Genomic DNA, 15,031 nt, shown 5'->3' on the forward strand with positions numbered 1-15,031 from the left:
GAGCGGAGCCGATGATCACGGGACAGAAATCCATGCCCATCAATATCCTGCTGGTCGAGGATGACAACGGCGACGCCAAGGCGGTCATACGCGCCTTCAAGCGCGCGCAGATCGCCAACCCCATCGTGCGCGCGCGCGATGGCCGCGAGGCGCTGGAGATCCTGCATAAAGAGCGCCCCGACATGCCCGAGGCCCCCTTCATCTGCCTTGTCGACGTCAATATGCCCCGCATGAACGGCCATGAATTCGTCGCCGCCCTGCGCGCCGATCCGGATCTGCGCAAGCTGGTGGTCTTCATGCTGACCACCTCGAAGATGCGCGACGACGTCGATCACGCCTATGACAACAATGTCGCGGGCTACATCGTGAAGGAATCCGCCGGTGCCGATTTTCTCGACCTGATCGGAACACTCAACGCCTATTGGCGCCTCGTCGAACTGCCGGACATGCCATGACCCCATCCCAGGATTGTCCGGGAACGGGCCCCGACCGGCTCGACTGTCATCCTGATCATCGACGACGATGCCGGCGACACGAAATTGCTCTGCCGCGCGCTGGGCGAAAGCGGCCTGTCCTGCGCCCTGCGCCGCGCCCGATCCATGCAGGCGGCCCTTGGCGACCACGGCGAAGATGCCATCGACCTCGTCTTCCTCGACTACGGCCTGCCCAACGCCGACGGGCTGGTCAATATCGACACGGTTCTAGGGCAATGGCCCGAAGCCGCCGTGGCCGTCGTCACCGGACAGGGAGACGAGGTCATCGCCGCCGCCGCCATCAAGGCCGGCGCCATCGACTATATCCCGAAGCGCCACATCGCCCCCGCGTCCCTGCGCCGCCTTGTGCAGAACGGGCTGGAGGTCACGCGCCTGCGCCACCAGATAGAGGCGCAGCGGCAGGAACTCGACACTTTCGCCCATACGCTCGCCCACGATCTCAAGGCGCCTCTGCGGGCGCTGGACTACTTCACCCTGTCGCTGGCAGAGGGCATCGCCACAGGCGACAGCCACGCGATTACGGCGGACCATACAGAGATCGCGGGCCTCGTCGCGCGCCTGCACCGCACCATCGATACCCTCGCCGCGCATCTGCACCCGGGCCGGGTGATGCCCACCGCCCGGAACCGGCGGACGCGCTTCTGCGCGCCGCCGCCGCGAACCTGCGCGCCGAAATCGCCGACAGCGGCGCGGCACTGCGGGCCGGGCCGCTGCCGGTGGTCCTTTGCGCTGGCAGCGAGGTGATCCAGCTGTTGCAGAACCTGATCGGCAACGGGATCAAATATTGCCGCGACCACCCGCCCGACATTCACGTCAGCGCCGCGCCGACCCGTGCCGGTCGCTGGGTCTTTTCAGTCCGGGACAACGGCATCGGCATCGCGCCCGAACATGCCGAGCAGGTGTTTCAGCCCTTCCGCCGCCTTCACCGCGAAGAGGAGTTTCCCGGCACCGGGCTGGGGCTTGCCACCTGCGCAAAGATCGTGCGCCGCCATGGCGGACGGATCTGGTGTGAACCCCAGCCGCAGGGCACGCTGTTTCGCTTCACCCTGCCCGCCGCGCCGGAACCGCCGTGAGGCGGCACGGGCCGAGGCAGAAGGCGGGCGACAGCGGCTTGAAACCGGCAAGCGGCATCCGATCAAGGGGTTGCCCCTTTCTCAAAAGGGACAGTGCCGGCCGGGATGCCCTGCGGATGCCCAGGCCGCGTGACCGGACGCCCCGGATCTTTCCGGCTTCACGGGCTCAGCCTTTCAGCGCGGCGGCCCGCATCTGGCTCAGCGTCTGCCGCGGGGTGATCGCCTCTGCCGCGATCTCGAGATCCAGCACCGCGCCGGTATCCGAGGCCATGGCGCGGGCAAAGGCCTCGGGGAAGGCTTCGGTCGTCGTCACGCGCTCGGCATGGAAACCATAGGCCTGCGCCAGCATGACGAAGTCCGGGCTGACCATGTCGGTACCAGAGACCCGGCCCGGGAACTGCCGTTCCTGATGGGCGCGGATGGTGCCGTAAACGCCGTTGTTGAGGATCAGCACGATGGGCCGCGCCCCGGCCTGCGCCGCTGTCGCAAGCTCCTGGCAGGTCATCTGGAAATCGCCGTCCCCGGCAAAGCAGACCACGCAGCGCTCCGGGTCCGCAACCTTGGCGGCGATGGCCGCCGGCAGCCCGTAGCCCATGGCCCCCGACTGCGGCGCAAGCAGCCGCGCCTTCGGCCCGAAGGGGAAGAACTTGTTCGGCCAGACGCTGAAGTTTCCGGCGCCGTTGGTCAGCACCACGTCCTCGGGCAGCACCGCGCGCAGATGCGCCGTCACCTTGCCCATGTCAACGGGGAGGGCTGGTCCGGCAGTTCCAGCCCCGCCAGGTAGGCCGCGCGCCCCTCGGCGCACCAGTCGGCCCATGGCCCCTCGCAGGGTTTTAGCGCGGCGGCAAAGGCGTTGACGCCCGCCACGATCCCCAGCGCGGGCCGGTAGATCTTGCCGATCTCGGCCGCATCGGCGTGGACATGCACCAGAGCCTGCCGCATCTCCGGCAGATCGAAGAGCGTGTAGCCATCCGTCGTCATCTCTCCGAACCGGACGTTGACCGCAAGGATCAGGTCCGCGCCCTGCAGCACCGCCTTGACGTGGGGCGGCATGCCGACACCGGCCTCGCCGCAGTAGACATCGGAACGGTTGTCGAAACGGTCCTGAAAGCGGAAGGCCGCGACGACCGGGATGCGCGCAGCCTCGGCAAAGGCCTGCAGATCGGCGCGACCCTCGTCGCTCCAGCCGCTGCCGCCCATCAGAATCACCGGGCGCGCGGCGCCCGCCAGCAGCTCTGACAGCCGGTCCATCGCGTCGGCGTCCGGCGCGGGCTGCGCCAGCGGCACCGGCCCGCTCAGGGGCGCCATGTCCGAGGTGTCGGCCAGCATGTCCTCTGGCAGGGCGATGACCACCGGGCCGGGGCGCCCGCTGGTGGCAACGCTCCAGGCGCGCGACAGGATTTCGGGGATGCGATCGACGTGGTCGATCTCGACCGCCCATTTCGCCATGGTGCCGAAGACAGCGCGGTAATCGACTTCCTGGAAGGCCTCGCGCCCGCGCATGTCGGTCGCCACCTGCCCGACAAACAGCAGCATCGGCGCGGAATCCTGCATCGCCGTATGCACCCCGATCGAGGCATTGGTCGCCCCCGGTCCCCGCGTCACCATGCAGATACCCGGCTGTCCTGTCAGCTTGCCCCAGGCCGCCGCCATGAAGGCCGCCCCGCCCTCTTGGCGGCACAGCACGTAGTCCAGCGCGCCCGGCGTGTCGTGCAGCGCGTCGAGCACCGCAAGATAGCTTTCGCCCGGCACCCCGAAGGCCTTCGTCGCCCCAAGGCCCACAAGACTTTCGACCAGAAGCTGTCCACCGTTGCGCATATCGTCCTCCGCGGTTGCCGCAGGGCACCGGACCACCCCGCGCCCCCGAGGGCAACCGGAAACTTGCCGGGGGAGCAGCATCGGGGGCCGAAGCCCGCCCGCCCCCGTCCAAGCCGGACCAGACCAAGGGACAGGCCGGGGGGGGCAGCCCCGCCAAAGCCGCGCCGCCGGGCGGAGCTTTCGCCCCCGGATGGATCCGCCCGGCCGTTCGCCCGATCTGGCGCCCGATCTGGCCACGGCTTGACTCCGATGCGCATTTGGGGTCGTTGTCGGCATCTGAAACTGCGGGACAACAGCCGCGAACCGGCCCGAACCCGGCCCCGATCCACAGCGCCCCGCAGGCCCGATGCGGCCTGCCCGGACCCAGACAGGCCCCCCGATGACCGTCACCGAACTTGTCACCCATTCCGGCGGTTTTCACGCCGACGAGATCCTGTCGACGGTTGTTCTGAGCCGCCTCTACCCCGAGGCACGCCGGTTGCGCAGCCGCGCCCCTGCCCTGACCTCCTCGGCCCCCGGGCGCATCGTCTACGACGTGGGCCGGGCCTATGACGCCACAGCCGGGCTGTTCGATCACCATCAGAAACCGGCGCCGCTGCGTCCCGACGGCGCGCCCTACAGCTCTTTCGGATTGATCTGGCACCATTTCGGCGCCGATTACCTGCGCGCGCTTGCCGTGCCCGAGGCCGATCTCGCGGCGCTGCATGCGGATCTGGACGACAGCCTTGTCCGCCCCATCGACCTGATGGACAACGGCGCGCTCGATCCCTCTGCCGCGGGGCCGCTGGCCGGTCTGACCCTGCCCGCCCTGCTGGAGCGCATGAAGCCCGCCTTCGACGCCGGTGGCCCCGACGCGGAAGAGGCGGCCTTCGAAACGGCCCTTGGCCTTGCGCGCACCGTGCTGGAGGCCTCTGTCGCTACGCTCGCCGCGCGGGCACGGGCGGAAGGGCGCGTTCTGGCAGCCATCGCCGAAACCGGCAACCGCCGGGTGCTGGAACTGCCGCAGGGGATGCCGCACCTCTCGGCGATCGAGAAGGCCGGGGCGGATCACCTGCTGTTCGTCGTCCACCCGCGCGACGGGGACTGGGCGCTGAACACCATCCGCAAGAGCGCCGGAACCTTCGACAGCCGCGCCGACCTGCCCGCCGCCTGGGCCGGTCTGAGCGACGCGGCGCTGGAACAGGCCAGCGGCGTGCCGGGCGCGCGCTTCTGTCACAACGCCCGCTTCATCGCCGTGGCGGCCACCCGCGAGGCCGTGATGGCGCTGGCGGAAAAAGCCGTCGCCGAGGCCCCGGCATGAGCGCGCCCTCGGGCCCTGGAGCCGGTGACCGGCGCGGATGTGGCGGTGGATGACCTGCTTGCACGCCACCATGCGGACATGCGCGCCGGGTCGCCGCCCGAAAGCTGCCACGTGATGACCGCCTCGGCCCTGCGGGCTGCCGGGGCACAGGTCTACGCCCTGCGCGACGGCGCGGGGGCGGTCTGCGCGGTGGGCGCGCTGAAACCCCTGTCCGACGGCCCGCTGCCCGGTCCGGCGGTCGAGTTGAAAAGCATGCACGTCGCCCGCGCCTGCCGGGGTCGGGGGCTGGGCGGCATCCTGCTGCGGCACCTGCTGGGACGCGCCCGCGAGGGTGGCGCGACCAGCGCCTGCCTTGAAACCGGCACGCAAGAGGCCTTCCTGCCCGCGCGGGGGCTTTACGCCGGGGCCGGGTTCACCGAATGCCCGCCCTTCGCGGACTACCGCCTCGATCCGCTGAGCGTTTTCATGATGCGGCGCCTGTAACCCGCAGACCGCTTGCGCCGCCCCGCGAAAGCTTGCAAAAGCAAGGCAGCGGTCCCTTAGCTCAACTGGATAGAGCAGCTGACTTCTAATCAGCAGGTTTGGGGTTCGAGTCCTCAAGGGATCGCCATTGAACATCTTGTTGCTGCCAATGAAGCATAAGCTTGCACGTTTCGGCGGTTTCCATGCACACCCCCTGTCAAGAGGCTTGGGGTGCCGTGTCGAAGGTTTCTTCTAGCACAATGAGATAGAACGGTGTTTGAGCATAACCCGTGGCTAGCGGTCACTTTTGTGGCTGAGCTCTTAGGAGTGCCACAACCGGCTCAACAGCGTTGCGAAGATAGACCGCTCCGACATCCAAGCCGTTCGGGCGGAACGGCTGGATCCCCTCGCTCTGCAGAACGGCCCGAATCGTGTTCAAATGCGCACTAGTTTCGACCGACAGCATCGATGGTGTCGTGTAGTTGGCCTCAAACGCAGCGATGTCGTCGCGGCTCATGCGCCATTCCCGACGCCTGGTCGTAAGATTCAAAACCAACGTCGCAGGCGTGTGACCACCTTCGATCAGAGCCAGGAATTGACCTTTTCCCCGAATACCCGCCGACCGGGCGAAGACGGCTGCTGTCATCTCTCCCTGGTTGGTCGATGGCTTGCGCTTCGGCGCGACCTTCGCCTTGAACGCAGCAACTTCAGTGATTTCCACCACAAGCCCGTGGTAACCGAAAACATCAGGACGCTGACCAAGGCGCAGAGCCCCCGTCCGGATGGCCGCAATGATCTCGCCAACAGGAAGGTCCAGCCGCTTGTGAACGAGTTGGATCGTCTCCCACCCTGGCTCCTCTGGGGCAACCGGCTGCGCATAGGCCCCCAACTCCTCAAGAAGAGCTTGGCCATCTGCAATCCGCCAAGGCGATTTGATCGTTGTGACGTTGGTCCTCGGGACGAGGACACCGCCTGCCTTCAACCCGTTCAATTCGGCCAGGGTCGCGCCAATTGCCTTTCGCAGCGCAATGGGACCAACCAGTGTCGGGATTTCATCAAGGACGTGCTGCCAGGCCTTCGCATCAAAGGTCTTGCGGGCATCGGCACGCGCGTCACTGGGCGCAAACGCGCCTGCTTCTGTCAGGAAATCATCCAGGACAGCCGGGCCGATGCCGGTTTCCTTTGATGCTGACGTGAGGGAGTGAAGGCGCCGCTCTGTCACGGTCTGCCCGAGAAGGTCATCACCTGGCGCCAACGGCCATATTTCCAGGAAATAGTTTCGAAGGATCCCTCGAAATCCCGCGAAGGCATCGTCATCAAGGTAGATGCCCTTGAGATGTTTGAAGAGCGGACCCAACTCGCCCTGCGTCACGATGTGGCCGCCGTCCTGTGACCGCATGAGGATGTCCAGAGCCGCTCGGACCCCATCAGGGCCTTGCGAGACATAGGCAAAGCCCGTGGCCTTGGTGCGCCGATCGTCCGGGGCCTCGCCCTGTTTGCGCAGCAAGGCTGCACCGATGAACTCACAGAGTGTGATCGCCGGAAACACCGGCTGTGACGCCAACCATGTGTCATCCGCAGCGATACCCTGCGAGAGACGCCTATCAAGCCAAAGGTCATAGTCGGTAGGATCAATGCGCACGCAATCGAATGATCCTGCTCGCAGGTCTGTCAGGATTTCCGCCAATCGTGCTCCGATATCATCCCGTTCGATGGGGCGCGCGCTGGACCACAATGGAACCAGCGGATGGTGGTGCTGGTGGCAGATATCAACACCTCTGCACAGCCAGTCGCCCCGCAAGGCAATGTGCCGCAATGGATGGGGCTGATCAGCTGCATGCTCACGCATGCAGTGTGGACAGCCCCGAATGACCGGGTTTCGCAGGGCCCGCGAGACGAAGACTTCCTTTCGAAACCGCATCCGGACGTCTCCGATGCGTTCACCTGTCCAGGAGAGCAGTTCGGCGAGCTGCGTGGCCGACAGCCCTGCGCGTTCTGCAAAAATCGCGACAGCCTCTTCGTCCTGCTCCAGGATACGCCGAAAGGTGGTACCGAGATCGAGGGCGAAGTTGGCAGCGTCGGTTCCATTCAGGATTGCCATGCGCGAAAACAGCGACGGGAGCGTCTCGCGGTCAACGGGCTCCACTGTAAGGGCGAGTTTCCGCGGCAAATACACCTCCTGTGTGCTCAAACGCCCCACGTGTTGCGATACGCGGCTCCATAGCCGTTTCGGGATCGGAAGCGAAGTCGCCATTCGCTGCAAGCGAAGATGGAAACATGTGCCATGCGGGGCCTGATAGGCATGCTACCGACGTGAACGGCCCAATCCGGACCTGCACCGGAAGGGTCAACGCTGCGGTGCGGCTACCACTCAACAGTCATTCAGGACATCATGTGGCATGGCTGGGTAGGCCGAAGTCGGCGGTGGGGGCCGTCGCCGAGTTTGCACCAATGTCCTCTTTCCTGTCTGTGGCTTCGATCGGCTTTGTTGCGCAAATTCCGTAAGGGATTCATCTCGTGAAACCAGCATGGTAGCTCGGGTGCATGAGCAGACCCACATCCCCGACCTACAGGACCAGGAGCTGGCCAGCCTACAATGAAGCGCTCAAGCGCCGGGAACCTCGGCCATCAGGCGATTTGCGCAACAGAGCCCTCGACGACTGCAACATCTGGCTTCGCCACTTCAGCGAAGTGGACAGGATGATTGGGGCCAAGCTTGATGAAATCCTCTATCATATCAATTGCCTTTGCCAGTCCGGCCTTGTCGAGACAGCACTCCCAGACCACGAGGATGCGCCACCCCTCCTCCAAGAGCCTCTCGACCGCAGCAGCGTCTCTTTCAACATTGGCCCGAAACTTCTCCGCCCAAAAGGAGGCATTAGTGGACGGATTGGTGGCCTTGGAACAACCGGAGTGACGATGCCAGAAACAGCCATGAACCTGTATCGCAACCTTCCATTTCGGCAACACGATATCTGGTCGCCCAGGAAGTCGTTTGTCATGAATGCGAAATCGGAAGCCTCGCGCATGCAATGCCCGGCGGACAAGCATCTCCGGCTTCGTGTTCGTTGCCCTGATCCCCGCCATCATTAGTGATCGCGTTTTCTTGTCCACCACATCCGTCATGAGGGAAATGTAGCCATTTGGCCCCCATTTTCCACCTGGCATTGATAGCAAAACCTGGTAGAGATGCGCGTCCAGGAAGGATCGACATGACCCGGAAATTTGCCATCATTGATCTATTTGCGGGACCCGGTGGCCTCGGTGAGGGCTTCTCGCGGGCTGGTCGTGCATCCGATGCAGGGATGAAGATCCATCTGTCCGTCGAAATGGATGACCACGCCATCCAGACGCTGCGATTGCGCGCTTTCCTGCGGTCCTTCGACGAGTTTCCTCAGGAATACTACAATGCGCTGAACAAGGGCGCACCTTTTCCTGACTGGTCGGAACTCTATCCATCGAACTGGAAGTTGGCGGAACAGGAGGTCAGGCAGCGGGTTCTGGGTGGGGACGGCGTGTTCGATGAGCTGGCTGTCGAACTCGACCACGCCCGCGAAGCGCACGGAGGAAACACGATCCTGATCGGGGGGCCGCCCTGCCAAGCCTATTCCCTCGCGGGTCGTTCAAGGAACAAGGGCAAGGCTGATTACGTGCCGGAGCAGGATGAGCGGCACTACCTGTATCGAGAATACGTGCGAATTCTGGATCGCCTGAATCCGGCGGCCTTTGTCATGGAGAATGTCAAAGGCATGCTATCGAGCAAAGTCGATGGCGGGGGCATCTTCAGCAGGGTTCTGGATGATCTCGAGGCTTCGGGGGACGGGTATCGACTGCTCCCCCTAGCTCAACCGACACCCGAAGATGGCAGCCGGGCTGAGGCGCGCAGCTTCCTTATCCGGGCCGAAGACCATGGTGTTCCTCAGGCTCGCCACCGTGTCATCATCCTCGGGATACGCAAGGACATCGCGGCAGGTCTGGATTTGGATGGCCCGATCTTGGGGGAACCCCAGCCGCCGGTCACGGTCGGTGAGGCCATCACCGGCATGTGGCAATTGAGAAGCGGTTTGAGCCGACAGGACAGCGTTGACAGTTGGCACCACGCTGTCCGTGAGCAGGCCCTCGCCATCGCGAATGCCAGTGAAATCCCCGACGATGTACAAGCAATCGCGCGCGCGATCGCCTCGGCCAACGATCTGCCTCACCATCGCAGCAGTGGTTGGAAGGGCGAGAAGTCAAAAATGCCGGATCATCTCCAAGCTTGGTTTTCTGACGACCGGTTGCGCACAACACTCCAGCACGAGACCCGCGGCCACATTCCGGAAGACCTAGGGCGGTACATGTATTCGGCCGCCTACACTCATGTATTCAAGAAAGCCCCGAAGCTGATCGAGTTCCCTGAGTTTCTGCAGCCGAAACACAAAAATCGCAGCTCCGGAGACTTCGCCGACCGTTTCCGGACGCAGGCAGCAGGCAAGCCGTCAACGACCGTGACCAGCCACATCTCGAAGGACGGACACTACTTCATCCATCCGGATCCGAAGCAATGCCGCGCGCTGACTGTGCGCGAGGCAGCACGTTTGCAGACGTTCCCGGACAACTACTGGTTCTGCGGCCCACGCACGAAGCAGTATCATCAGGTCGGCAACGCGGTTCCACCCTACCTTGCACATCAAATCGCAACGGCTACGTCATGCGGTTGCTGTCGTGAAAACGATGCGACGAAGGCCGATCACTCGTGCCGCCGTCGCCTTTTCAGTGATACCGAAGCCGTTGCTCTCCAGCTTGGCGAGCGCCTTGACTGCAACTGCGGTCTGGTTCTCGGTGGGGATACGGTCAGGAATTTTCGCACAGATTCCCAAGACCTGATATTCCATGGGAGTCAAAAGCTTGTGGCTCCGCCCCCAATTTCGCGCTTCGTCCCAGAACTTCGGCCCGAGTTCGAACACCCGAGTTTGATCCTCGACGCTCTTGGTCAATTCGACGTCATCCTTGATCGCGTCATCCTCACTGCGCGCTTCCTCGGGAGCTATCAGCATTCCTTTGAAGTCTTCCGGGTAATCCAGCTTCGTTTTTCTGAAACGCTCCCAGCAGGCCTGCTTCTTGGCCCATTCGCTCATGTTCCGGATGCCTTCCGGCGGACTGGTGATCAGGCTCTGTGCTTCGGCGGCGGCGACCAGCAGCGCCTCTTCCAAGGCGGGTGGTACGGCCTGCATGCGCCAGACCCGTTGGAGATCGACTTGCTTCTCTACGGCTTCGGCGTCGTACGCGACCTTTGCGATGGCATAGGTGACGATGTTCGCCCGGTAGCCACCTTCATACCATTCCTGTGCCGAGACCAGCTTTTCCAGCCTGCGGAAGATGATGGCCTTCGCAATCAATTGACGATACCAGACTTCGTCCACCCGGGCACCACTCTTGCCCCAGACTTTCTGGATCACCTTGGCGAATTCCGCGAAGTTCTTCTGAGCCCCCTTTGAGACCTCTTCAGGACGCCCGCTCCATGAGTTCTCGAACTTGGCCAGGTCGGTCTTGGTGAAGAACTGCGACTTCGGGAATTCGGCATCCCATTTGTTTCTCTGAGCGGAGGTCTTCTTGGCGCGTTCGTCTGCGAACTGACCGCGCGCTCGTTCGTAGAACCATTTGGTCTCCCGGTATCCATCTGCTCCAGCCGGCGCGAGGATCTTCCGAGATAGTTCTTCAATGCGAATGTGAAACGGGTGGTTGGCAAAGAAGTCCGCGGCGTTAACCTTGTTTTGGCTGTTGGCGAATTCCGAGATCTGCGGGACCACCGTCGGTGCCAGTGTCGGAGGAACGACATTCAGTTTCATCTGGACATAGATGTCTTTAAGACCTTCGCCAGCCAGCTTGCGGGCAGCATGGATTGAGGCTGTAGTCTGACCACCATTTACGATCTGAAGGTTTTCGGCGCGGGTAATCACCAGACCGTCTTCGGTCTTCTCGCAGATGACGTTTTCGGCTGTGGCGGAAAGCCCGTTATTATAGGCAAAAAACATCTGGGGATCATCCTTGATGGTGTCCCTGATGCCTCTGTTCACCTTGCCGCGCGCCTGAAGGAAGCTCCTCACGTTGGCTTCCAGCAGACGGGCACCCCATCGATCGTAAACCTGAGCGAGCTGCGCACCCGGAATGACCGCGAGATAGCTTTCGAGTGCCGTATCCGCCCCGGACGCCCGGAGAACCGGCACTGCACCACCGAATTCACCGGCGAAATCAATCGTCAGATCTTCGCGGGCTCTGCCCTGTTCGAGGTATGCCTGAAGGCGTTTCAGGTCCCACGAACTGTAAGTGACGGGCTTGCCGCCAATTTCACCTGCGGGTTTGGCGTCCGCCTTCGCCCGGTTGTCCGAATTTGTGACATAGATCAGTTTGATCTTTTCGATGAGCGGCCACCGGGTCTGGATGAGCTCGACCAGTTGCGCGGCATTGCTGGTTTCTTCCAGGTCATCGAGGAATTGCTCCGTCCGCGAATGTCTCAGGAACTCCACCAACTTCGCAAACTGCGTTTGCAGGTGCTTACCATCAGTTTTGCGCACCTCCGGCGTGATCTGGAAGTCTGTCAGGATCAGTGCAAGCTCACCGTTGGTGTCACGTGGATCGCCGCTGTATCCGCTGACCTGCAACGTGACCCTCCCCGCTTGCCAGCGAAGTGGCAGTAGTCGGCTTCCTCGATCTCGCCGGCTTCGTTGAGGATCTCTCCAACCTTTTCAAAGAAAGCTTCCTGGACATAGGCGCCCATCGCATCGGCGTTGCCCTGGATATCTGCGATCAGACTCTGATGGAATTCCTCAAGCTCCGACATCCCGTGTCTCCCCCAATAGCAATGTCTTCAAATCTGTTGTGGTCTCGAAGCCGGTGCAGGCGTCGAGGCGTATCGAATAGGCCAGTTCTTCGGTCCCTGCTGGCAGGGGCGGGACAATCCTCGGGAAGCCCTCGACGACCTGAAACAGCCGTGCCGCTCCAAGGTGCCAGCGACGTTCCGGTTCGACGGCGTCTTCCGCATAGGGGCTTTCGGCGATGCGCTGCTCCCACACGTCCAGCGCTGCAACATCATCTTCGAACAGCTTCGCCGTTCTGTTCACATGATCCTTCAAGTTGTCACCCTCGGCATCCAGTGCGGTGTCCACATCCTGGACGCGAAGGAACAGCTGGGCTCCGACGATGTCCATCAGTTGGGCCTCGGACGAAATCCGGATCTTCGGATGGGCCGCGCTCCTCCGCGCCTTGACTTCGACGAACATGCCGGGAAGCTCGAAGTCCTTCGCGCTGTCATCCGGCCCTTTCCAAGCTTCCACCGCCTTGCTCGGACCGATGACAGCGACGAGCTCGCGCAGAAATGCAAGTTCGCCGACTAGGCCACGTTGCACTTCCAGCGGCATTCCCTGCTTGCCGCCCCGCAGAAGATGGTGCCAGCGCATGGCCCGCCGAACGGCGCGGTCGAGTGCCCCTTGGAGATCGGCGGCCTCTTCACCCGCTGAAACCACGTCCCGACAAAGTGTTTCGAAAAGGTCGATATGGGCGAATTCGGACAGCGTGATGCAAAGGTGGTTGGCGCCCTCGACGACCCGGTAGAAAACGCCGACATGCTTGAGCTTCGGCAATGGGCGCACCTCTTCGACGCCAGCCGAGAGGCGCAGCACCAAACCCGGAGCCCCGTCAGGCATCCTCACCCAAAAGAAGTCGAACCGCCCCTTGCTGTCGACACGCCGCGCCTCGTTCTCGGCGAGGCTGGCCCACGGTCCCTCAATCGTCCTCATATGCGCCATCGTCATCCTCTTCGGAGCCGTAGATTTCGCGGAACTTCACCATGTTGATGATGTATTCCACCCGATCATTCGGTTTGGCGGACGGGGGAAGGCTGATGCTCCAACCGATCACGGGACGCTCGGGCAGCCGGTCGAGCACGCTCTTGTCACGCAACTGATCAATGTCCTTTTCCTCAGGCTGGCGCACCTGCACGACATGAAGCACGAACAGTGGCTTGTCGCGGACCTGGCGATAGATCCGGTCTGGGAATGACGGTCGCTTTTCCTCGTCCGTTCCATCGAGTTTCTCAGCGGCCAGATATGCTGCTTCAGCTTGCTTGGCCTTTTCCTCATCGACCCCGATACGCTCTACGCCACGGGAAGCAATGCGGGCGCGCTTGCCACTCATGGACAGAAGATGATCGCCGAGGTCGGCGTAACCGATACGGCGCATCTGCGGTCCGACGGTCCAGCCGCCGATATCAAAGTTGTCGGCTTCGCTCTTCACGTCGGTGACAAGAACGTCCCACTCTTTCAGTTCGTCATCTTGCCGATCGCGTATGTAGCCGCGAACCGGCCCGGGTTGGGTCAGGAAGGCTTGTTCATGGTTGCGCCAGGCGAGCAGAAACTGGTCGATCAATTCGACCGGCACGTCCTTCAGAAGATGCCCACCGTTCACCTTGTCAGCTGCCGCCGGTCCAAGTCCTCGTGCGGCCATGCCCTCCAGCAGGCGCACAGCGGCTTCATGGTTCGCTGCAAGTTCCTTTGGCTTGGCCGTGATCTTTGCGGTCTCAACCCAAGCGTTGGACAGGCCGATCAGGATGTGTTTCTGGCCTGACCCCATTTTGTTGCGGGCAGTCACCAAGAGCGATGCTGGGTGGCTGCGCACGGCCAAGCCGAAGTCGGAAGGCGTCGCCTTGGCCTTCTCCATCTTCTTCAACTCGAGATGCAGTTCCTCGCTCGCTTCGGCGATGTGAGCATACCAGTCGATCGCATCGGAAGGCATCCAGATGCGGCACAGATCCTCGTAGCCGCCACGATAGCCGAACCATCGGCCCATCTGCATCAGCGTGTCATACATCATGGTGTTGCGGAGGAACCAGGTGACCGTCAGGCCTTCGAGCGTGAGACCCCGCGACAGCGAGAAGCCGCCAACGGCAATGACTGTCTGGCCAACGTTGGACTCGCCGGTATAGTCGAGGCCGTTGGCGCGGCTGTTCACCTCGACGACCTTCGCCGCCGCGACCGCTTCAAGCATGGCCGCAAGCACCTTGGACCAGTCCGGCTCGGCGTCGAAATACTCCCTCTCCCAAGTCTCATGCAGATCCGCAATCATCGCGTCGCGCAAAGCGGCGTCACCACGCGCACCGTTGACACGCAGCGAGTCCTGAATGCCGCCGACGTATTGGTGCAACCGGTTCCGCAGCAGACCCTGCACATCCGTGAAGCGGCTTGCATTCACAAGCATCGAGCAGTGTTTCGAAGCTTGGCCGCGCAGATTCCGGATTGTCCGCGCGATCAGAAACGCTCGCACGGCCTCTTTCAGGCTTTCAGGTAATTCATCGACCGTCTGGTCGATGCGGTGCTTCATCGGCAGAACGTCTTCGTTGTCAGTGATGTAGCGCAGCCAGACAGGGTCGCCATCATCGGGAATTCCGTCGATGAAAATCTTCTTCGCGCCGAAGTAGTTCGACGGCGCATCCAACCCCACAATGAAGTGCTTCGGGAAAAGATCTTCCTTGAGCGCTTCGTCATACTGGTCCGGGTCGACGAAAATGTTGGCGAAGGGCGTTGCCGTGTAACCCACGTAGCAACTGCGGTGGAACATGTTCAGCAGATCGCGGATCTGCCCATTGATCTTGGTGATCTCGTCCTTCGAATACTTCGTATTGATCGAAGCGTTGTCGGCCTCGTCATCGATCAGCAGCATCGGCTGGTCGATCATCTGATCGTCGCCCCCGGCACTGTTCTCGCGCAGCCAGTCCAACAGGTTGCGCAGCGTGTTGTGGTTCTTCTTGATGACCAGAACCACCGGCACCTTGTATGAATCGATCTGGCTGGTGTTGGTGGACGCCGTGTCCTTTCGGAAGTCGGCGAGTGTATTCGTCAAGCCAACCGGGA

General features: G+C 62.5%; 12 protein-coding genes, 1 tRNA gene and 2 pseudogenes. 7 read left to right on the forward strand and 8 right to left on the reverse strand.

What is annotated here, in order from left to right:
- Nucleotides 1-11: 11 nt before the first annotated feature.
- Genes ABFB10_RS04950 through ABFB10_RS04960 form a run of 3 tightly spaced genes read left to right on the forward strand, consistent with a single transcriptional unit; the run spans nt 12 to nt 1,567 of the window.
- Complete coding sequence (locus tag ABFB10_RS04950) at nt 12-455, forward strand: response regulator (RefSeq protein ID WP_347165650.1); 444 nt, start codon at nt 12-14, stop codon at nt 453-455.
- A gap of 57 nt (nt 456-512) precedes the next feature.
- Nucleotides 513-1,238, forward strand: coding sequence for a response regulator (locus tag ABFB10_RS04955; protein WP_347167935.1), 726 nt, complete (start codon nt 513-515; stop codon nt 1,236-1,238).
- The gene (locus tag ABFB10_RS04960; RefSeq protein WP_347165651.1) at nt 1,235-1,567 is read left to right on the forward strand and encodes a sensor histidine kinase; all 333 of its coding nucleotides are present in this window, start codon (nt 1,235-1,237) and stop codon (nt 1,565-1,567) included. Before ABFB10_RS04955 ends, ABFB10_RS04960 begins: the two co-directional genes overlap by 4 nt.
- A gap of 166 nt (nt 1,568-1,733) precedes the next feature.
- Here the strand turns inward: ABFB10_RS04960 and ABFB10_RS04970 are convergent.
- A pseudogene (locus ABFB10_RS04970) lies at nt 1,734-3,385 on the reverse strand (thiamine pyrophosphate-binding protein).
- A 379-nt stretch (nt 3,386-3,764) separates the two neighbouring features.
- Between ABFB10_RS04970 and ABFB10_RS04975 the strand changes: the two are divergent.
- The 3 genes from ABFB10_RS04975 (at nt 3,765) to ABFB10_RS04985 (ending at nt 5,295) form a co-directional block, all read left to right on the forward strand.
- On the forward strand, nt 3,765-4,685 hold the full coding sequence (locus ABFB10_RS04975; protein WP_347165654.1) for an MYG1 family protein: 921 nt from the start codon (nt 3,765-3,767) through the stop codon (nt 4,683-4,685).
- A 24-nt stretch (nt 4,686-4,709) separates the two neighbouring features.
- Nucleotides 4,710-5,168, forward strand: a complete 459-nt coding sequence (locus ABFB10_RS04980) for a GNAT family N-acetyltransferase (RefSeq protein WP_347165655.1) — start codon at nt 4,710-4,712, stop codon at nt 5,166-5,168.
- Between the two features lie 50 nt (nt 5,169-5,218).
- Nucleotides 5,219-5,295 (forward strand) — tRNA-Arg (locus ABFB10_RS04985).
- Between the two features lie 153 nt (nt 5,296-5,448).
- Here the strand turns inward: ABFB10_RS04985 and ABFB10_RS04990 are convergent.
- From ABFB10_RS04990 to ABFB10_RS05000, 3 genes are all read right to left on the reverse strand, one after another.
- On the reverse strand, nt 5,449-7,317 hold the full coding sequence (locus tag ABFB10_RS04990) for a TniQ family protein (RefSeq protein WP_347165656.1): 1,869 nt from the start codon (nt 7,315-7,317) through the stop codon (nt 5,449-5,451).
- Between the two features lie 458 nt (nt 7,318-7,775).
- Nucleotides 7,776-8,261: a very short patch repair endonuclease gene (locus ABFB10_RS04995; protein WP_347165657.1), complete on the reverse strand. Its 486-nt coding sequence runs from the start codon at nt 8,259-8,261 to the stop codon at nt 7,776-7,778.
- Between the two features lie 125 nt (nt 8,262-8,386).
- Nucleotides 8,387-8,710, reverse strand: coding sequence for a hypothetical protein (locus ABFB10_RS05000; RefSeq protein ID WP_347165658.1), 324 nt, complete (start codon nt 8,708-8,710; stop codon nt 8,387-8,389).
- Here ABFB10_RS05000 and ABFB10_RS05005 point away from each other — a divergent pair.
- A pseudogene (locus ABFB10_RS05005) lies at nt 8,663-9,772 on the forward strand (DNA cytosine methyltransferase); the annotation flags it as partial. The gene ABFB10_RS05000 and the pseudogene ABFB10_RS05005 sit on opposite strands and share 48 nt — an antisense overlap.
- A gap of 63 nt (nt 9,773-9,835) precedes the next feature.
- Here ABFB10_RS05005 and ABFB10_RS05010 read toward each other — a convergent pair.
- The 4 genes from ABFB10_RS05010 to ABFB10_RS05025 are packed head-to-tail and all read right to left on the reverse strand — an operon-like array spanning nt 9,836 to nt 15,020.
- Nucleotides 9,836-11,788, reverse strand: coding sequence for an AIPR family protein (locus tag ABFB10_RS05010; RefSeq protein WP_347165659.1), 1,953 nt, complete (start codon nt 11,786-11,788; stop codon nt 9,836-9,838).
- A complete protein-coding gene (locus tag ABFB10_RS05015) occupies nt 11,731-11,967 on the reverse strand; it encodes a hypothetical protein (RefSeq protein WP_347165660.1) in 237 nt (78 codons plus the stop codon). Before ABFB10_RS05015 ends, ABFB10_RS05010 begins: the two co-directional genes overlap by 58 nt.
- Entirely contained in the window at nt 11,954-12,931 is a 978-nt protein-coding gene (locus ABFB10_RS05020; protein WP_347165661.1) for a PD-(D/E)XK motif protein, read from the reverse strand. The genes ABFB10_RS05015 and ABFB10_RS05020 overlap by 14 nt, the downstream gene beginning before the upstream one ends.
- Nucleotides 12,909-15,020 (reverse strand): Z1 domain-containing protein, encoded by a 2,112-nt coding sequence (locus ABFB10_RS05025; protein ID WP_347165662.1) that lies wholly within the window; start codon nt 15,018-15,020, stop codon nt 12,909-12,911. Before ABFB10_RS05025 ends, ABFB10_RS05020 begins: the two co-directional genes overlap by 23 nt.
- Nucleotides 15,021-15,031 lie beyond the last annotated feature (11 nt).

Origin of the sequence: Ponticoccus litoralis, from assembly GCF_039769985.1 — a bacterium.
Taxonomy (GTDB): Bacteria; Pseudomonadota; Alphaproteobacteria; order Rhodobacterales; family Rhodobacteraceae; genus Ponticoccus; species Ponticoccus litoralis.